At 35.7% G+C, this 19,087-nt stretch carries 15 protein-coding genes; 7 read left to right on the top strand and 8 right to left on the bottom strand.

The annotated features are described in order from the left end of the window. Positions 1 to 34: 34 nt before the first annotated feature. Complete coding sequence (locus tag CDH50_RS06385; RefSeq protein ID WP_100611170.1) at positions 35 to 511, top strand: regulatory protein RecX; 477 nt, start codon at positions 35 to 37, stop codon at positions 509 to 511. A gap of 110 nt (positions 512 to 621) precedes the next feature. Here the strand turns inward: CDH50_RS06385 and CDH50_RS06380 are convergent, their stop codons facing one another. The 4 genes from CDH50_RS06380 to CDH50_RS06365 all read right to left on the bottom strand — a co-directional run bounded on the left by CDH50_RS06380 (position 622) and on the right by CDH50_RS06365 (position 5,798). Beyond that, complete coding sequence (locus CDH50_RS06380) at positions 622 to 1,494, bottom strand: cupin-like domain-containing protein (protein ID WP_100611169.1); 873 nt, start codon at positions 1,492 to 1,494, stop codon at positions 622 to 624. Positions 1,495 to 1,681: 187 nt separating this feature from the next. Continuing rightward, on the bottom strand, positions 1,682 to 3,127 hold the full coding sequence (locus CDH50_RS06375) for a flotillin family protein (RefSeq protein ID WP_100611168.1): 1,446 nt from the start codon (positions 3,125 to 3,127) through the stop codon (positions 1,682 to 1,684). Positions 3,128 to 3,130: 3 nt separating this feature from the next. Beyond that, positions 3,131 to 3,703 carry a hypothetical protein gene (locus CDH50_RS06370; protein WP_100611167.1) on the bottom strand — a complete coding sequence of 191 codons (573 nt, stop codon included), beginning with the start codon at positions 3,701 to 3,703 and terminating at the stop codon, positions 3,131 to 3,133. Between the two features lie 262 nt (positions 3,704 to 3,965). Beyond that, positions 3,966 to 5,798, bottom strand: coding sequence for a TonB-dependent receptor plug domain-containing protein (locus CDH50_RS06365; protein ID WP_100611166.1), 1,833 nt, complete (start codon positions 5,796 to 5,798; stop codon positions 3,966 to 3,968). Between the two features lie 77 nt (positions 5,799 to 5,875). On the opposite strand from CDH50_RS06365, the gene CDH50_RS06360 reads away from it, so the two are divergent. The 6 genes from CDH50_RS06360 (at position 5,876) to CDH50_RS06335 (ending at position 12,336) form a co-directional block, all read left to right on the top strand. Beyond that, the gene (locus CDH50_RS06360; protein ID WP_198513440.1) at positions 5,876 to 7,372 is read left to right on the top strand and encodes an aminotransferase-like domain-containing protein; all 1,497 of its coding nucleotides are present in this window, start codon (positions 5,876 to 5,878) and stop codon (positions 7,370 to 7,372) included. A gap of 87 nt (positions 7,373 to 7,459) precedes the next feature. Beyond that, positions 7,460 to 7,909 (top strand): DUF3157 family protein, encoded by a 450-nt coding sequence (locus CDH50_RS06355; RefSeq protein ID WP_100611164.1) that lies wholly within the window; start codon positions 7,460 to 7,462, stop codon positions 7,907 to 7,909. A gap of 65 nt (positions 7,910 to 7,974) precedes the next feature. Beyond that, positions 7,975 to 9,231: a Y-family DNA polymerase gene (locus CDH50_RS06350; protein ID WP_100611163.1), complete on the top strand. Its 1,257-nt coding sequence runs from the start codon at positions 7,975 to 7,977 to the stop codon at positions 9,229 to 9,231. Between the two features lie 82 nt (positions 9,232 to 9,313). Continuing rightward, positions 9,314 to 9,754, top strand: a complete 441-nt coding sequence (locus CDH50_RS06345; RefSeq protein WP_100611162.1) for a LexA family protein — start codon at positions 9,314 to 9,316, stop codon at positions 9,752 to 9,754. Positions 9,755 to 9,769: 15 nt separating this feature from the next. After that, positions 9,770 to 11,089 (top strand): sugar MFS transporter, encoded by a 1,320-nt coding sequence (locus tag CDH50_RS06340; protein WP_100611161.1) that lies wholly within the window; start codon positions 9,770 to 9,772, stop codon positions 11,087 to 11,089. A gap of 44 nt (positions 11,090 to 11,133) precedes the next feature. Beyond that, entirely contained in the window at positions 11,134 to 12,336 is a 1,203-nt protein-coding gene (locus CDH50_RS06335; RefSeq protein WP_100611160.1) for a hypothetical protein, read from the top strand. An 86-nt stretch (positions 12,337 to 12,422) separates the two neighbouring features. Here the strand turns inward: CDH50_RS06335 and CDH50_RS06330 are convergent, their stop codons facing one another. The 4 genes from CDH50_RS06330 to CDH50_RS06315 form a co-directional block, all read right to left on the bottom strand. Then, positions 12,423 to 12,701 (bottom strand): F0F1 ATP synthase subunit epsilon, encoded by a 279-nt coding sequence (locus CDH50_RS06330; protein ID WP_100611159.1) that lies wholly within the window; start codon positions 12,699 to 12,701, stop codon positions 12,423 to 12,425. A 102-nt stretch (positions 12,702 to 12,803) separates the two neighbouring features. After that, positions 12,804 to 14,312 (bottom strand): F0F1 ATP synthase subunit beta, encoded by a 1,509-nt coding sequence (atpD, locus tag CDH50_RS06325; protein ID WP_100611158.1) that lies wholly within the window; start codon positions 14,310 to 14,312, stop codon positions 12,804 to 12,806. Positions 14,313 to 14,479: 167 nt separating this feature from the next. Further along, positions 14,480 to 16,117, bottom strand: coding sequence for an SGNH/GDSL hydrolase family protein (locus CDH50_RS06320; RefSeq protein WP_100611157.1), 1,638 nt, complete (start codon positions 16,115 to 16,117; stop codon positions 14,480 to 14,482). A gap of 11 nt (positions 16,118 to 16,128) precedes the next feature. Further along, positions 16,129 to 18,879 carry a TonB-dependent receptor gene (locus CDH50_RS06315; RefSeq protein ID WP_100611156.1) on the bottom strand — a complete coding sequence of 917 codons (2,751 nt, stop codon included), beginning with the start codon at positions 18,877 to 18,879 and terminating at the stop codon, positions 16,129 to 16,131. Between the last annotated feature and the right edge of the window lie 208 nt (positions 18,880 to 19,087).

Here is a 19,087-nt window from a genome sequence, read left to right as displayed (position 1 = left end):
ATGTTGTTTCTGTTATTGTTATTTTTGGAAAACCATGCAGCCACCCAAAAAAACATATACGGTACAAGAAGCTACCAAAAAAATGGAGCATTATTGCGCCTATCAAGAACGTAGCCATCAAGAAGTGCAACAAAAATTAATGGACATGCACATGATACCCGAGGCTATCGATGTGATTACAATACATCTTTTAGAGCATAACTTTCTTAATGAAGAACGTTTTGCCAAAACATATGTGAGCGGTAAGTTTCATATCAAGAAATGGGGTAAAAGCCGTTTAACTTATCAACTTAAGCAAAAGGGCGTAAGCAAAGTTAATATAAATCAAGCTATTAGGGAGATATCTGACAAGGAGTATACCGATGTTTTTAATGACTTAACCGAAAAAAAAGTACTACAGATTAAAGAATCCAATAAACTGAAGAAAAAAAGGAAGTTTATAGATTATTTTTTACGCCTTGGTTGGGAATCGCATTTGGTGTATGATAAAGCCAATGAATTGATAAAGTAATTGATCATTGCGAGGAGGAACGACGAAGCAATCTGTTTCTTGTTTCGTTCTAATCATGAGATTGCTTCGTACCTCGCAATGACGGGCTTCGTGCCTCGCAAGAGCGTTAGTTACAAAGCAATACCATTCTTCCTATGTGTTCTTACAATGGCTTGTTCATTTTTCCAATCAATCCATTTTTGGCCTTTAAGCTTGCGCATGATGTTATCAAAATTTCGCATGATTGCCAAATTGTAAACAGCTTGGCCAAAATTCTTAGGATTTCTAGCAATAGCCCGCAAACTCATAGAGAAACCTGGGGTTATATAACGCATATAATGCCAGTAACCTTCAGGCATGTATAACACTTCGCCGTGGTTGAGTTCGGTTTTATAGCCTTGCGCTTTTTTAAGTAGGGGCCATTTATCAAAATCGGGGTTGGCAAAATCAATATCTTCCCTAGTGATTAATGAATGGGGCACTTTATATAAAAAGTCGTTCTGTTTTTGGTCGAATAAAATGATTTGTTTTTTTCCTTCAAAATGAAAATGGAAAATGTTTGCCAAATCAATATCATAATGCATAAAGGTGTACGAATCCTGTCCGCCAAAAAATAACATAGGAATCCCTTTCATGAGTTTCAATCCAAAATCCGGGAACGTAAAATCTTTTTGCAACTGAGGAATTTCCTTAATAGCATTCCATAAAAAAATACGGTATTTTGTGGGTTCGCGTTTCAGCAAATCGATGTAGTCTGCCAATTTCATTTTGGCATGCGCCTCGTTAAAACCATCTTTATAATCTACGGGTCTGTCGTCATAAAGTGGAACGGTAATATCGCCACCAATGGCTTTCATATAATCCAGGTTCCATTTGGTGTAAGCTGGCCAATGGTCTATAAAACGCTCGATAACCACGGGCTTTTGTGGTTTAAAGTAATGCTTAAAAAAATCCTCTTTAGTAATGGTTTTTACACGAGGAATATCCAATAAGTTTAGTGCCAAGGCTAAAAAAGTTTAGTGAGTCAAAGTTAAGAAAACGTTATCTAATTAAAAATAGTATTTGAGGTGTTAGATTGGTATTCACAAATTAAACGCGACTTGGTATCTATTTTGGCCTAATGATACTTTGTCTCGGTTGAAGTTATATTTAAAACAAAAATTCCACCCTTGGGTGGAATTTCTTCTTTTATTATTTATTCTCTGCCATATCAATATCTGTTTCGTCAGATGAAGGTTTCTTTTTACCTGCAGAATCTTTATTCTCAGGATCTTTCCCTTTTAAATAATCTGGCAAATCCATACCTGCCATATTAAACATGTCTTGTAATGGAGGCACTGATTGATACAGGCCAGAAAGGAAATTGGCCGTTGAAGATTTTCCATCTTTACCATTGCCATTTTCCCAAACAGTGACTTTATCAATTTTAATATTTTTAATGGCTTCAGCTTGTGTTTTTACAAGTTCAGGCAATTTATCGGCAATTAATAAGAGTACCGCATCTTTGGAATTGTTGCCAGCCGCTTTCACGATTTGGTCCAGACCAGCCGCTTGTTTGGTCAATATTTCATATAATCCTTGTGCTTCTGCTTGTGCTTTAAACAAAATGGCATCGGCTTCACCTCTTGCTAGTCTTCTTATTTGTTCGGCCTCCGCTTCAGCATTAATTTCTATTTTACGTTTATCAATTTCAGCAGGTACAATAACATCGGCCATTTGAGACGAACGTTCACGCTCTGCTCTGGCGGCCTCAGCTAACTGTTCAGCAGCATACGATTCTTCTAAGGCTTTTGCTGTTTGTACTTTTTCTGATGCAATAGCAACGCGTTCCGCTTCTGCTTCTCTTTGACGACGCAAAGAATCTGAATTAGCTACAGCTATTTTTGCGGTATTTTCACCTTCCACAGCTTGCGCATTGGCAGCAGCTACTTGGGTTCTTTCGTCTTGTACGGCGTTTGCTTCTCCAATAGAACCATCCCTGTTTTTTTCAGCAACCGATTTACGGGCGGCATTAATGGCATGTGCAGCAGCTTCTTTTCCTAAAGCTTCAATATAGCCAGACTCGTCAACAATGTCGGTGATGTTTACGTTGATAAGTTTTAACCCTACTTTTTTAAGCTCAGATTCTACACTTTCAGAAATATTGGTTAAAAATTTGTCTCTATCAGAATTGATTTCTTCAATATCCATGGAGGCCACCACCAAACGCAACTGGCCAAAAATGATTTCTTGAGCCAATTCCTGTATTTCATTTTGACCTAAGCCTAATAATCTTTCGGCAGCATTTTGCATGATGCCAGGCTCCGTAGAAATACCAATGGTAAAACGAGAAGGCACGTTAACACGAATGTTTTGTTTACTTAACGCATTAACTAGATTAACTTCAATGGAAATGGGCGTTAAATCTAAAAACTGATAATCTTGAATAACAGGAATGATGAATGCGGCACCACCATGAATACATTTTGCAGATTCACCACCGCCAACTTTACCATAAACAACTAATATTCTATCTGAAGGGCATCGTTTGTAACGCCTTACTAAGATTATAAAAAAGATAAATACGAATAAAACTGCGGCAATAATGGTCATTGGTAGTCCGAAGCTAAAAGCGTCTTGTGTTGCAATTAATAGCATAGTTTATTTGGTTAGTTGTTCAACAATTAATATTCCGTTTTCAGTAACATCTTTGACTCTGATGACAGAACTTGATTTTAAAGTAGTTTCAGAATCTGTAAGGGCTTCCAATTCGCGTAAAGCACCCTGTATTTTTACGTGCACTTTTCCAATGGATGAGCGATTAGCACCAATTGTTAGATAGACTTCACCAACAGCTCCAACAGCATTTTTAAAATCTAAAGTACCACTATCGTTAAGTTTTCGCATGTAGTAAAACATGGCAGCCATGATGGTCATCATTATCAAGCCACATATAAAAGAGATAACAACGGTTAATGGTTTTGAAAGATCAGAATCTATACATGCAATACCGCTCCATCCTAATATGGTAAAGAAACCAACGAGATTTTTAAATGTGATAAATTGAAAACCTATGCCGGTATCAGACTCTATTTCTGCATCCGTATCAATGCCATCACCATCTCCGCCCATAAAGGTGATTACCATGATTATAATAAAAATTAATGAGGACACTAATGCTATAACCCAATATATCTTAGGAAATAGTTCAAGGTTTGAAAACCACTCTGCCATAATTATTTAGTTTAGAAAATTTATGAAATATAAAACCTTTTTATGACTTTACCATGTTATTTTGAAAGTAAAATCGACACAATCCGCTCTTGGGTTGATGTATTAAATGTCATCCTTTTTATGTAAAAACATTTACAATTTAATAAGTATCTAAAAACATCGATTTGTTACGAAAAGAAAAAAGATTAAATTTTATTCTTCCTAAAATTTAATCTTTAAAAAATAAGTGCTTCAAAAAAATAATCCCTAAACTGTAAATGTTTTAATTGAAATTGTATCGAAGTCCAAAAAGCATATTGCCTTTAGGCATGGGCACTAAGTTGGTTTCGTAATAGTCGGCATTAAAAATATTACTGGCTGTTGCAGTTATTTCAAATTGTTTTAGGCTTACAATGATGGAGGCATCCCACACATTATAACTGTCTCCCGCAGTTCTTTCAGCATGTTTGTAAATGATATTCTGACTCACATTTTTAAACAATTGGGTGCTTAAACGACTCGTAAATTGATGTTTCAGCGAGTTTATGGCATATCTTGAAAAGTTAACGTTAAGCGCCTTCACTTCATCTTCTAAAAAGGTGTAACCTAAAGAAAGATTTTGATTAAATGTGTTTATTTTAAAGTAGTAAGACGTATTGATTTCAAAACCTTTAGTGTTTAAATCCCTAATATTAGTGGCTTGCCATAAATCTGGTGCATTGTCTTTTACATAGTCAATTAACTTACTGGCATCTCTATTAAAAACGGCTGCCGAAGCCGTAAACCTTGGCATAAAATATTTGATACCAATTTCTTCTGAAAGGGCTTCTTCTGGTTTTAAATTAGGGTCTCCAATGGTGGTTGGATCTGCATAATACAAATCGGTGTAGGTTGGTATTCTATAAGTGTAGCCTATATTTCCGTAGGCTTTTAAGTTGTCGTTCAAGCGATAGCCAACATCAATTCCTGGGAAGGCATGAAATTTAAAATCCGAGAAATAAGTAACGGCAACACCGGGCGTAATATCCAATTGGTTATTGGCTAATTTAAATTGATGTTCTAAAAATAGGGTGGTCATAAACCGATTTCTATCGCCTAAATTATTACTACGCAAATATATTTTAGACATATCAATACCAAAACCAGTCACTCCTAAACTTGAGGTGTATGAGACATTTACTTCAGCACCTATCTTATCTGTAATATGTAAGTTTCTGTAAATAGAAGGGTTTTGGCGTACAAAAACATATTCATCTTGATTGCGTTTCCAGTAAACGCGAGGTGTAATTTGCCACTTTTCTGAAGTAAATTGCGTTGAAAAACCAACCAAACTATTTTGGGTTTCTTCATATTGATTGATGGCCGATGGCGTAGAATAAAATCCATTGGCACCAAATTTACGCTCAGAGAAATTGGTAATCATTTCAATAGCTTGTGTTTTTTTATTAAAAGTACTTTTAACAAAATAATTAGTGTTTTCATAATCAGTATTATAGCGATACCCATCTGAAGTTAATCGACTTACATGTACAATATGTGATGAATTTTCAAGATTGGAAGCCGAAGTTACATATGTATTTAGCTGATTATAAGAACCGGTTTCTAAATTTACCGAAGTGGCGTTTTCGGTTACTTTTTTGGTAACAATATTAATCGCTCCTGTAAAGGCATTTTGACCAAATACTCTAGCAGCAGGCCCTTTTATGATTTCTATACGTTCTATAACTTCCAAAGGTAAAGCGGCGTTCATGGTGTGATGCCCCGTTTGTGCATCATCCATTTTTATACCATCAATTAGCAATAAGGTTTGGTCAAAACTACCACCACGAATATATAAATCGGCTTGCATGCCAGCAGTACCTCTTCGTCGGATATCAATACCGGCTTCTTGTTGTAATAAATCGGCTAGATTGGTAGCGGCACTGTTTTTAATCTCTGCGGAAGATATGATGGAAATGGTTCTGGAATTTTCTTTAAAGGGTAAACTTATTCGTGAGGAGGTGACCGTAACCTCACCAAGAGCTGTGGTATCTTGTTCCGTAATTGACACGTTTTGAGCATTTACCATCATTACTGAAACCAATAATGATAAAGTTAAAAAACCGTTATTTTTCATAATAAATAATTGAATGTATTTTTTCGGTGCAAAATTCGTAACTTTCTGGACTAGTTAAGTAGTCCACTTTTAAAATAATGGATAGTCCGGTTGGTAAGCTTTTAACGCAATTAATTCATCTCGAAAAATCGAATACAACACCTATATATATCCAAACGGCGCAACAAATTATTAATGCTATTCAACGTGGTTACTTAACAGAAGGTACTTGGTTACCTGGAACGCGCACGTTTAGTGAGCTATTTAATATTAATAGAAATACGGTTGTCGCTATTTATGATGAATTGGCGTCACAAGGTTGGGTAGAGATTATACCAAATAGAGGTACTTGTGTGTTAGTTCCAGAACAAAAAACCGCAGCTATAAAAGCAACATCTCAGCATGTAGACCAAGTGCATGAGTATTCCATAACCACAGGATTTCCGTTTCAGCCTTCATTTAATTTAGCTTCTACACGTGAACAGAATCAAAATAAATACAGTATTAATGACGGGCAACCCGATTTGAGATTACACCCTACACACCAATTTTCTAAATGGTACAGTGCTTCCATGAAACGAAAATCGTTGATTCCGAATTGGAATCAAACCTCATTATCTTCGCATTCAACGTTTGAAATTCAGCTATGTAATTACTTAAATGCCACGCGCGGATTTCATATAAAGCCGTCTAACTTAATGAGCACCAGAAGTACGGAAATGAGCCTTTATATTGTTTCCCAATTGCTCTTAAAACCCAATGATGTTGTTTTGGTTGGCAATTTAAGCAATTATGCTGCCAATATGATTTTTCAGCAATCGGGCGCTATAATTAAAACAATCCCCATAGATGACCACGGCATAGATGTTGAATATATTAGAAAACATTTCACAAAACGTACCATTCGTTGTATTTATGTGTGTGCCCATAGGCATTACCCAACTACGAGCACGCTTAGTGCCGAACGCCGTTTGCAATTGATGCAACTTGCTAAAGAGTATCAGTTTGCTATTATTGAAGACGATTACGATTACGATTTTCAGTTTGATGGTTCTGCCATGTTGCCCATGGCAAGCTCCGATGCCAATGGCGTTATAATTTATCTAGGTAAACTAGGGCAATCTTTGTTTCCTAGTTTTCAGACAGGGTTCGTGATAGCGCCAGAGAATTTAATTTCAGAAACAAAAAACTATTTAAAAATATTGGATAGACAGGGAGATTTAATTCAAGAACAAATGTTGTCTGAATTGATTTGTGAAGGCGAAATACATCGATTAATCAAGAAAAATGTCCTCATTTATAAACAAAGACGTGATTTTTTATGTGAGTGCCTTTCGGAACATTTTAAGCAACACGTATTTTGGGAAAAACCATCGGGAGGTTTAGCCCTATGGCTACGCTTTGAACCACAAATATCCTTGGTTAAGTTGGCTGAACACGCCCAAAGAAATGATTTATTTCTTCCAAAAACCATTCTTTACCAAGATAAAAATACCTGTTGTATCCGTTTCGGATTTGGGGATTTAAGCGAAGAAGAAATTGAGATGATTGTAAAGAAATTGAGAAAGGCTTATGATTTGGTTTTAAGTAGTTAATACGTTTTATTTTACAAGATTAGTTTCATCTTTTTCCATTAAAAAATGTATTTTTGGATTAATCAAAACGTCTAATTTCCATTTCTTATGAAAACCTCTTTATTAATCTTGTTATTTTTTATCTCGTTTATTGGTTTTTCACAAAATAATTACATTGTAAAAACAGACGATGGCAGACGTGTTTTACTTAAAGCCGATTTTACATGGGAATATATTGATGCAGAAGTGCCTGTTGTGAAGAATGCTATTGAAGAAAAAGTAAGAACAGCTGAAGTTAATGGATGTAATTTGGCTCAAGATTTTGTAGAACCAGAGTTGGATAAAAACATTCAAACGCAATTAAAAAGAGGACGCGCAACTATGGAGGACATAAAGAAAAAAGTGGCTAAAGACTATAAATGTCAAGTAGAAGACGTCATATTATTATCGGCATCAGAAGATAAAGCCAAAGGCGCTTACGATTTTTGTGCCAATGGCACTAAAGTGTCTTATAAGCGAAACGGACATACTATTTTAAAGAAAGGTCAATTAATTTAGTTCTTAGGGTTTCTTTAGTAATTACTTTCTAGATTTTTTAAGGTCTTTCTCGTATATTTACTTTTATGTACGCCCTAGTAGATTGTAACAATTTTTATGCGTCTTGCGAACGCGTTTTTAACCCTAATTTACGCCACAAACCCATTGCTATTTTAAGTAATAATGATGGTTGTGTTATTTCACGAAGTGATGAAGCCAAAGCTTTAGAGCTTCCTATGGGTGCGCCCATTTTTAAATGGGAAGCGTTCTGCAAAGAAAAAAACATCCGGGTATTGTCTTCAAATTATCCCTTATATGGCGATATGAGTAGCCGTGTGATGAAAATTTTAGAACAATTCACGCCCGATGTTGAGGTGTATAGTATAGACGAAGCTTTTTTGGAATTTAAAGGGTTTAAGGATTACGATTTCAATGATTACGGCAATCAAATTAGGCAACGCATTTTAAAATGGACAGGTATTCCAACCTGTGTGGGCATCGCGCCAACAAAAGCGTTGAGCAAGGTTGCCAATAAAATTGCACGTAAATTTCCTAATCAAACTAATGGTGTTTACGTTATTGATTCCGAAGAAAAAAGAATAAAAGCCTTAAAATGGATGAAGATTGAAGATGTTTGGGGCATTGGTCGGCAACTTCAAAAGCGATTAAAGGCTAAAAACTGCATGACGGCATTCGATTTCACACAACTATCAGATGATTGGGTGCGTAAAACCTTTTCTATCACCGAATGGAAATTAAAGAAGGATTTGGAAGGTATTTCAGAAATTAAATTAGAAGACATAAAGACAAAACACGCCATTGCCACCACTAGAAGTTTTGAATATACATTTTCCGATATAGATAATATAAAAGAGCGCATTTCCACATTTGCAACCAGTTGTGCCGAAAAACTCAGAAGGCAAAAATCCAGTTGCCATATTATTTATGTGACCTTAAGTAGCGACCGTCATAAAAAAGATTTAGAACAACATAGAGCAAGTAAAATAATAAGCCTACCTTTTCCAACAGATTCGAGTTTGATTATCAGTCAACAAGCCGTTCATGCTGTCACAACCATTTTTAAAGAAGGCATTAAGTATAAACGGGCAGGTGTTATCGTTACGGGTTTAGTGCCTACATATAATCATCAAATAGATTTATTTGAAAGCGAAAACCCGAAGCATAAACCATTGATGCATGCTATTGATGGGTTGAATAAAAAGTATGCAGATTATAAAGTAAAGCTTGGGAATCAAGATTTAAAACGCACTTGGAAAATGCGCCAAGAACGCTTATCACCCAGATATACAACGAATATTAATGACATTATTAAAGTGAAATAGTATTGTCATTCCTGCGCAGGCAGGAATCCATATAAAAAATTAATTATAAATTAGATTTCTGCCTACACAGGAATAGTAAAAGATGATATCACACAACGCTCAACCGTTAACATTTTTCACTCCAGATGACACCAATAATCTAGGAGCTTTGTTTTTTGATACTGGAATTTCTGCAGGATTTCCATCGCCAGCCGAAGATTTTAAAGAACAACGCTTGTCTTTGGATAAAGAACTTATTAAAAACAAAGAAGCTACTTTTTTTGCGCGTGTAAGCGGACAATCCATGATTGGTGCTGGACTCGATGATAACGATTTGTTGGTTATTGATAGGAGTCTGGAACCCGAAAACAACAAAATTGCTGTTTGTTTTTTAGATGGAGAATTCACCGTAAAACGCTTAAAAGTTGATAAAGATGAGGTTTGGTTACAGCCTGAAAATCCTAATTATCCCATTATAAAAATCACTAAAGACAATGATTTTATTATTTGGGGCATTGTTACCAACGTGATTAAAAAAGTGTAAATCAACCTTTAATATATGTCAGAAACAAATCAAGCACTTCCGCAAAAGAACAACACACTTATTCCCATTATTGTTATTGCGGGATTATTTTTCATCTTCGGATTTGTAACCTGGATTAATGGCGCATTAATTCCATTTATGAAAACCATTAATGAGTTAACAGATGCGCAATCGTATTTAGTGGCATCGGCCTCTTATATTTCATTTGTCTTTATGGCACTTCCTGCGTCTTATGTCATCAAAAGAATAGGGTTCAAAAAAAGTATGTCCTTAGGCTTAATTATTATGGCTGTAGGGGCTTTAATTTTTATACCAGCAGCCGAAGCCAGAACCTATTGGATGTTCTTAACTGGTATTTTTGTTCAAGGCGCTGGGATGACCCTATTACAAACAGCATCAAACCCCTATATTACCATTTTAGGACCCATAGAAAGTGCTGCAAAGCGTATTGCCATAATGGGTATCGCCAATAAAGTAGCAGGTGCGTTAGGCTCTGTTATTTTTGGAGCTTTATTGTTATCGGGCATTGATAAAATAAAAGCACAATTTGAGGTTGTTGATGCTGAGGAAAAGGGGCGTTTATTAGATACCATGGCAGATAGTGTGGTGACACCGTATATTGTTATGGCAATGGTGTTATTTATCTTAGGAATTTTAATAAGAAAAGCACCATTACCAAATGTAGAAGAATCGCTTATTGAAGAACCAAAAGTAGGCGACACGGTGAAAACCAGTATTTTTCAATTTCCTCATTTATGGTTAGGGGTATTGGCATTGTTTTTATACGTAGGTGTTGAAGTGATTGCTGGCGATACCATTATAGCTTACGGTATTGCTTTGGATATTCCTGTTGAGCAAGCTAAGTTTTTCACGCTGTTTACATTAATGGCGATGGTAGTAACGTATGCCTTGGGTGTTTTTTTAATTCCAAAATATATCAATCAAGCATTTGCTTTAAAAGCCAGCGCTGTTTTGGGAATTGTGTTTTCTTTTTTTATTCTTTTTACAGATGGTTTTGTATCCGTATTATTTGTTGCAGCTTTAGGAATCGCCAATGCTTTGGTATGGCCCGCCATTTGGCCCTTGGCTTTACAAGGCTTAGGAAAATTTACCAAAACGGCTTCTGCGTTGCTTATTATGGCGATCTCCGGAGGCGCTGTTATTCCACCGTTATATGGTATGTTGGTTGATGTTAAAAAGGAAGAATTGATTTTAACAGGTATGGGCGAAGCTTCCGCCATTGCTGAAGCCACTTCTTTTGGGTATTGGATTCTTTTACCGTGCTACCTCATTATTTTATATTACGCGTTTTCTGGGCATAAAGTGGGGGGTTGAAGGCTTAATTATAACCAACAAGAATATAAAACCGACAATACAAAATGAATAGTATTACAGAGATTTGGGCAAAAAGTAAAGGAACGTTCGACTCAAAATCACTTTCACAAATTCTTGCATTTGCAGGTGACGGAAAACTTAAAGACAATAATATAACATCAAAAGAATTTCGAGACCTTCTTGACCATGTTCCTTCATCACTTTTAAAACAATTCGCAGACAACTGTTTGACAGATGGGTTTTCTGATAGTGGACTTGCATTGCAAGACATCATTAATCAGATAGGAATACGACTTGGATTTAATATAGAACACGGACTTTATAGAGGTAGGCAAAATGATATTGGGTTTGACGGTATTTGGTCTTCAACCGAAGGGCATAGTTTGGTTCTTGAAGTTAAAACAACAGACGCTTATAGAATTAATCTTGACACCATTGCCGAATATAGAAGAAAACTTATTGAACAAAATCGAATAAGCAAAACACAATCATCAATTTTAATTGTAGTAGGAAGACAGGATACTGGTGACCTTGAAGCTCAAATTAGAGGCTCTCAGCATGCTTGGGATATTCGTTTATTGAGTACGGATTCTTTACTTAAACTTTTGAGCTTAAAAGAAACTTTGAATGATACAAAAACTATTCAACAAATCAATGAGCTTTTAAAACCTAGAGAATATACAAGGATTGATAAATTAATAGAATTAATATTCTTGACATCAAAAGACCTTCAGCTTGCAGAAAGAACAGATGAAGATATTGACGAAATAGAAGAACTACTAGTAGAAAAGAAAAAGCGAAAATCATCTGATGATAGAACAATTCAGGTAAACTTTCACGAAGAATGTTTAATAAGAATTACAGCTAAGCTAAACATCAACTTTATTAAGCAAACAAGAATATCTTATACTAACAAAGATAAAACTACGGGACTTATTTGTGCAATTTCAAAACATCACAAACAAGGGCAATACGAAAAGTTTTGGTTTGCATTTCATCCTTATCAAAATGATTTTTTAAGAACATTAGAGAACGCATGGGTTGCTTTTGGTTGCGGTTCTCCCGATAAATTATTCTTGATTCCTTACAAAGAGTTTGAACCATTAGTGCAAAATTTTTGGACAACAGAAAATGAAGATAGAATGTATTGGCATGTTGTAATTCATAATAGGGAAAATAAATATTTATTGGCTCAACCTCAAATTGAAAAAGGTTCTATGGTTGACATTACTAAATACAAATTATGAGTCACATCTATAGTATATTAATGAATAAAAAAACGCGAAACATATATGTTTCGCGTTTTTTGTTTTATATTTTGAATGAAACTAATCTAATCAGCTAAAATGATTATTTTGTTATCTTTCATTTCTAGCGTTCCAGAATTAATTTTAAGCAAAAGCGTGTTGTTGTCGCCTTTACTGAATTTATCTTTAACATTTTCAGCTAATTCTTTATTTCCTGAAATCTTCACAACCCCTTCTCTTAACAAAGAAACAATGGCAGCGTGGTTATTTAACATTTGAAAATCCCCATTAACTCCCGGAACAGTCACACTTGTTACTTCTCCATTAAATAAGGTTGCTTCAGGCGATACAATTTCTAAATACATAGTTAGACTTGTTTAACTACCCTGAATTTATTTCAGGGTCTTTTAATGTTTATTCGAGTTTCAATTTAAAAGATGCTGAAATAAATTCAGCATTAGCTTCGGCTATGCCTCAGCTAACATTTTTTCACCTGCTTCAATAGCTTCTTCAATAGTTCCTTTAAGGTTGAAAGCTGCTTCTGGTAAGTGATCTAATTCACCATCCATAATCATATTAAATCCTTTAATGGTTTCCTTAATATCTACTAAAACACCTGGGATACCTGTAAATTGCTCAGCAACATGGAATGGTTGTGACAAGAAACGTTGTACACGTCTTGCTCTTGATACAGCCAATTTATCTTCTTCTGAAAGCTCTTCCATACCCAAAATAGCAATGATATCTTGTAATTGCTTGTAGCGTTGTAATAACTCTTTTACACGTTGTGCACAATCGTAATGGTCTTTTCCTAAAATATCAGCTGTTAAAATTCTAGAAGTAGAATCTAATGGATCTACCGCAGGATAAATACCTAACTCAGCAATTTTACGTGATAATACCGTTGTAGCATCTAAGTGAGCAAATGTAGTAGCAGGAGCAGGGTCTGTTAAGTCGTCCGCAGGTACGTAAACCGCTTGTACAGATGTGATAGAACCTCTTTTTGTTGATGTGATACGTTCTTGCATCGCACCCATTTCTGTTGCTAATGTTGGTTGATAACCTACCGCAGATGGCATACGACCTAATAATGCCGATACCTCTGAACCAGCTTGTGTGAAGCGGAAGATGTTATCTACGAAGAAAAGCACGTCTTTTCCTTGCGCTTCACCAGCACCATCACGGAAATACTCAGCAATAGTTAAACCAGACAAGGCCACACGCGCACGCGCTCCAGGAGGTTCGTTCATTTGTCCGAATACGAAAGTCGCTTTAGATTCTTTCATTTTAGATTTATCAACTTTAGATAAATCCCATCCACCAGCTTCCATAGAATGCATGAAATCATCACCGTAGCGAATAATTCCAGATTCCAACATCTCTCTTAAAAGGTCATTTCCTTCACGTGTACGTTCTCCAACGCCAGCGAATACTGAAAGTCCACCATGTCCTTTTGCTATATTGTTAATCAACTCTTGAATCAATACTGTTTTACCTACACCAGCACCACCAAATAATCCAATTTTACCGCCTTTTGCATAAGGCTCAATTAAATCGATTACTTTAATACCTGTAAATAAGACTTCAGTAGAAGTTGATAAATCTTCAAATTTAGGTGCCTGACGGTGAATTGGTAAACCAGCGTTACCCGCTTTTGGTAAATCTCCAAGACCATCAATAGCATCACCAATCACATTAAATAAACGGCCATAAACATCATCACCAATTGGCATTTGTATTGGTGCGCCAGTTGCAACAACTTCAGTACCTCTACTTAAACCATCAGAAGAATCCATGGCGATGGTACGTACGGTATCTTCACCAATATGAGATTGAACTTCTAATACTAATAATGTACCATCTGGTCTTTTGATTTCTAATGAATCATAGATTTTTGGAAGGGTAGATCCTGCTTCGAATGCGACATCTATCACCGGACCAACTATTTGAGCAACTTTACCTGTAATTTTAGACATTACTTATATGTTTAATATTATGCGATTTAATTGTATGAAAACGCATTTTGTTTTCGCGTGCAAAGATATATTTTTTATATTTATAATTAAAGTCGTTTTTAAGCTTTTTTGTAATAAAAAAACACCTCCAAAAAGGAGGTGTTTCAGTATTGTAAATTAAGGCGTCATTATTGTAGTGTAGGCGAATAATTTGTTGGGTAATCTCCAGCTTTTGCAACGTTTCCTGAAGCTATAAAGTTGGAACCAAAGGCTTCATCAATTTTTTCTAAAAATTTATTTGCCAAATAGGCATAGCCCCTAGCCGTGAGATGTACACCGTCTAATCCTATGGCACCGCCTGTAACCAAACTTGTTTGTAGTATGTAATTATCAAAAATGATTCCGCTGATAGTTGCTTCTTGAAGAATACCTTTTAAATCTACTAAAGCCACATTCGGATTTGAGCTTGCAACCGATGCAATGGTTGTATTATAAGCATCTGTTGCTGTTTTTATTTCTTGTTGTTCACTTGGTATCAATACCCATTTGTCAGCTAATGGTAATGTAATGCCTTCAGCAGAAAATTGCCCCGCTAATGCTTGAGGTAAACCTTGGTTCATTAAAAAAGCAACAGATGTTGTATTAACAGTTCCTATTACGGAACTGCTTGGCAAAACCAATAAATCATTGTCATTGGCCATTCTTGCTTGCCCGTATGTTATTCCGAATAAACTAGCAACTAAAGGTGCTGCCTGAGCTGGTAACCCAAAACTTTGAACAAAAGCGGGAAATGTTGGACTTGCATTAAGAACCCCTTCAATTTGTGCGGATAAATTTACTAAAGACTCATCTTTAATGATTACAGGGCTTGCGGCAGTAGTTGAGAACACAATTGAACGCTCTGAAGCACCAAGAAAAGCAAATACTTGATTTAACTGACCAAAAATGCCATTAAGAGTTGGTATTTGAGGCCCGAAAGAAGGGTTTAATGGACTTAAAGGATTATATGGAACAGTTGTAAAATGAGGTAAATCTGTGATATAAGGGATATTTGTAACAACGCCTTTAGCTCCGGCTGATGTTAATGTTGTAACTATGTAGCTATATGTTTGGTCAAAACCTACTCCTAGTGGTCCTGCTGAGGGTGTTATGTTATCAATGGTGCTGTCTCCACCTGCCAGGGCATATCCTAAAACATCATTCCCGCCAATTTCCGATAAAGTAAAAAAAGTAGGGTTTTGTGCCATGGCATCACCTAATATGGTAGCACTAGTGCTAGATGCTATTCTCACAAAGTACGGATTAGCGGTTTTGGTTGCTAAATTTGCAATATTGCCATAACCATTAAATAGTAAATGATAACTTTTAGCACCAGGAACTCCCATGTTATTAAAAGGCCCTGTTGGTTTATTTAAAGCGATATCTGTGGTCACGGTTACAGGTCCAATTACAGATTCTAAAGGAACTGGGCCAGCACCACCAAAAATCAATCTTGGGTCAAAACCGGGAATTCTAGAACCACCTGCTGCTAAACCACCATAATTATCACTTGTTAAAGGTTGTTTAAAATCACCACCTTCAACTTTCGAAAATTGTTGTGATAATATGTTTGGGAATGAATTTGCTTGAGCAGCTTTAAATAAAGCATTATCGGTAAAACCTGCAGTAAATGATGCGCCAATTGCTACATAATTTGAAAAATCGGCAGAACCAGCTGTTAGTTCTGGTAATTCAGCTTCCGCTTCAAGTCTGCTAACATCCTCAATGTCGTTGCATGCTGTAAATCCAAACAGGATTATTAATAGCCATATATATTTTACGTTCATAATGATCTTTTTTATAAGTTGTTAATTGTCCATGAAGCATAATACATGGAGCCTATAAATCCAGTACCAAAGGCTGTGTAATATTCTTTGCCCCCTAAGTTAGTAGCTCCTACTTTGAATATAGATTTCAAACTAGGCACTACTAAGTTAATTTGAGCATCAACCACGTGGAATTCCGGTACAACACCATCGCCAAATGTGCCTTCCCAGAAGTAATCATCACTAAATCTATACGACACATTGAATCCAAAATTTTTAAATAGTTCTGTATTTCCAAAAGATGCTTTAAATTTATGTTCCGGTGTATTGAAATTGGTAACAAAGCTTGGGTATTTGGCTTGGTCGAAGTCTAATTTTGCATAGGTATAACTTCCACTTAAGTCAAAATCATTAAATATTTTAGTTGACAAACCTATGGAAGCGCCATAAGATTTAACATCAGCCTCAGCATTTGTATAAGAACCATAGATTTGATAATCTCTATTTTTTACGGCTTCAAAAGACAAAGAATTGTCACCAACTGTTCCATATAATGGAGAAATCACCCGTCCTTGAGAAATAAAATCTTTGTACTTATTATAATAAGCGCTAAAATCTACAATTAAGTTGCTGTATTTACCTCTATAGCCAATTTCGGAAGTAGTAATCTGCTCTGGTTTTATTAAATCAGGGTTTGCAATTTGTAGAAGGGCCGCATTTCCAGTTTCAGCTGCAGCTAGGGCAGAAGTTGCTGTATATGAATTAGTATAGGCGGCACGGCCAGTTTGTGTAATAGTAGCAGGCTGGCCCAACAATTGGCCTGATGCGCTGATATCATATGTTCTGGAAAAGCGGTCTAAATTATCAGGTGCAGAACCTACCAAGACATATGCGCCAGTATCTAAGCCTATGAATAAATCTTGCGTTGTTGGATTTCTAAATCCAGTTTGTATAGAGGCTCTGAAATTATGGTTTTTGTTTACAGTTAAACCAGCGGATATTCTAGGGGAAAAGAACCCGTCAAAGAATTCTGATTTATCATAACGAATAGAACCTGTTAATTTTAAATCCAGAGCATCATTTAATTCTAAATTTTTCTGAATTTGCGTATATACCCCAAATTCCGAATAATCAATAGGGCCATTATTATCAGTATAAATAGTGCCAAACGAGTTTAAACTGTATTGTCTATAAGAACCGCCTATTTGAATTTCAGCGATATCTGTTAAGTGGCTAAAGTTATAATTTCCGTCGGCATGATAGTATTTTGAAGCATCTTGAAATTTAGATCCGGTTACTAAATTGGGGTCGTTTATACTTTTATTGAAGGCTGCAATAAATTCTGGGCTACCTGGTTCAAAACGACCATTTTCTGCTGCTAATCTGGCAGCCGCATGAGATTGAGCCTCTGTTGCTCCGCCAATAGAAGCACCAACATAGGTGCTAATATAATCTCTAAACCATTGTGTATCACTTTTCCAAGTTCGGTTAATTTGAATAGCTGTGGCCTCCATATCATAAGATTTTCCCGCTTTATCACCAACAATATAGCCTCTAAGAAAAAAGTTATTATTTTTTATTTCCAATTTATGTTGTTCTTGAAAAAATCCATCAAGATAGTATCTATTGGTCCCTTGGTAAATTGTGGAACCTGTACCTACTTTGCCGACATATGATATTTCAAAGTCATTTTCAAACGGTCTATAATATAATCCCCAATCTGCTTTTATACTCTCTGCATTATAATCCGTCAAGTCTCTTTCATTATAACCTGTTCTGCTTACATTAACATTAGGTACAATGCCCAATCCACCTGAAGCCGCTCTAATATTAGTAAAAACAATATCTCCATAAACGTTTATGCCATTATAATTAACGTTGGTTGCTCTTGTTCCGCCTAGCATGTTTTTATCTACTTCACTATTAGCTGCCCAATCAGTACCTTTTAAGTAACCAAAATTCACTTTTCCAGCAAATTTATTACTAAACTTATGTCCCGCAGTAAAGCTAACATCAGTGTAGGCATTATCTCCAGCAGCTTTTTGAGAAGTAATCCCTCGTTTAATTGAGGTACGAATTCCTGGATGATCAAAAGGGTTTTTGCTCTGCATAAATAATATACCATTGAAGGCATTAGCACCATATAGTGCTGAGGATGCTCCAGGTAATAGCTCAACACTTAAAACATCAGTTTCAACCAGTCCAACTAAGTTACCTATTGGAAAATTTAATGCAGGAGTAGAATTGTCCATGCCGTCAACCAATTGCATAAAACGGTTATTGGCGAAAGTGGCAAAACCTCTAGTGTTCACCGATTTAAAAGTTAAACTATTTGTATTGACATCGACGCCTTTAAGATTTTCTAAACCATCATAAAAATCAACTGAAGCTGTATTTTTAATTTCTCTAAGTCCTATACGTTCTACCGTAACTGGCGATTCGAAGATACGCTCAGGAGTTCTTGAAGCAGAAATTACTACCTCATCTAAAGATGTTCCTTCTTTAAGTATGAAATTAACAGTTTGGTTTTTTGATGTTATTCGTTCCACAACTGTTTCAAAGCCCACACTACTTGCTTGTAAATCAAAAGGAGGTTCTTGTGTTATATTTAGTGTAAAATTGCCATCAAAATCAGTGACTGTTCCCGTAGAAGTTCCAATCACAATAATATTTGCCCCAGGAATGGGTTGTCCGCTGTCGTCAATAACAGTTCCAGAAATTGTTGTTTGGGAGTACGACAATCCAAATAAAAACAACAACAGAACAGAAAAAAATGTCTTCATTTATTTAGCTTAATTATTTCTCATTAAAAGATAGTGATTATCTTATAATGTTATGCGTAAATATAACAAAAATATTATGCTTGCATAATATTTTTGTTAAAAAAGCAAACTTTAGATTGTTTAATTGATAGAATACGGCTAAATAAATAACAAAATCTCATAATTTTAACTTAAAAATATGAGATTTTTAAAAAGCCATTTTTTAAAA

This window comes from Confluentibacter lentus (genome assembly GCF_002806995.1).
GTDB lineage: Bacteria > Bacteroidota > Bacteroidia > Flavobacteriales > Flavobacteriaceae > Confluentibacter > Confluentibacter lentus.
This window is presented reverse-complemented; position numbering and strand designations above follow the sequence as displayed.

Coding starts and splice junctions, on each gene's coding strand:
- CDH50_RS06385 (WP_100611170.1), top strand. CDS start 35: ATGCAGCCACCCAAAAAAACATATACGGTACAAGAAGCTACCAAAAAA.
- CDH50_RS06375 (WP_100611168.1), bottom strand. CDS start 3,127: ATGCTATTAATTGCAACACAAGACGCTTTTAGCTTCGGACTACCAATG.
- CDH50_RS06370 (WP_100611167.1), bottom strand. CDS start 3,703: ATGGCAGAGTGGTTTTCAAACCTTGAACTATTTCCTAAGATATATTGG.
- CDH50_RS06365 (WP_100611166.1), bottom strand. CDS start 5,798: ATGAAAAATAACGGTTTTTTAACTTTATCATTATTGGTTTCAGTAATG.
- CDH50_RS06360 (WP_198513440.1), top strand. CDS start 5,876: ATGGATAGTCCGGTTGGTAAGCTTTTAACGCAATTAATTCATCTCGAA.
- CDH50_RS06355 (WP_100611164.1), top strand. CDS start 7,460: ATGAAAACCTCTTTATTAATCTTGTTATTTTTTATCTCGTTTATTGGT.
- CDH50_RS06350 (WP_100611163.1), top strand. CDS start 7,975: ATGTACGCCCTAGTAGATTGTAACAATTTTTATGCGTCTTGCGAACGC.
- CDH50_RS06345 (WP_100611162.1), top strand. CDS start 9,314: ATGATATCACACAACGCTCAACCGTTAACATTTTTCACTCCAGATGAC.
- CDH50_RS06340 (WP_100611161.1), top strand. CDS start 9,770: ATGTCAGAAACAAATCAAGCACTTCCGCAAAAGAACAACACACTTATT.
- CDH50_RS06335 (WP_100611160.1), top strand. CDS start 11,134: ATGAATAGTATTACAGAGATTTGGGCAAAAAGTAAAGGAACGTTCGAC.
- CDH50_RS06330 (WP_100611159.1), bottom strand. CDS start 12,701: ATGTATTTAGAAATTGTATCGCCTGAAGCAACCTTATTTAATGGAGAA.
- atpD (WP_100611158.1), bottom strand. CDS start 14,312: ATGTCTAAAATTACAGGTAAAGTTGCTCAAATAGTTGGTCCGGTGATA.
- CDH50_RS06320 (WP_100611157.1), bottom strand. CDS start 16,117: ATGAACGTAAAATATATATGGCTATTAATAATCCTGTTTGGATTTACA.
- CDH50_RS06315 (WP_100611156.1), bottom strand. CDS start 18,879: ATGAAGACATTTTTTTCTGTTCTGTTGTTGTTTTTATTTGGATTGTCG.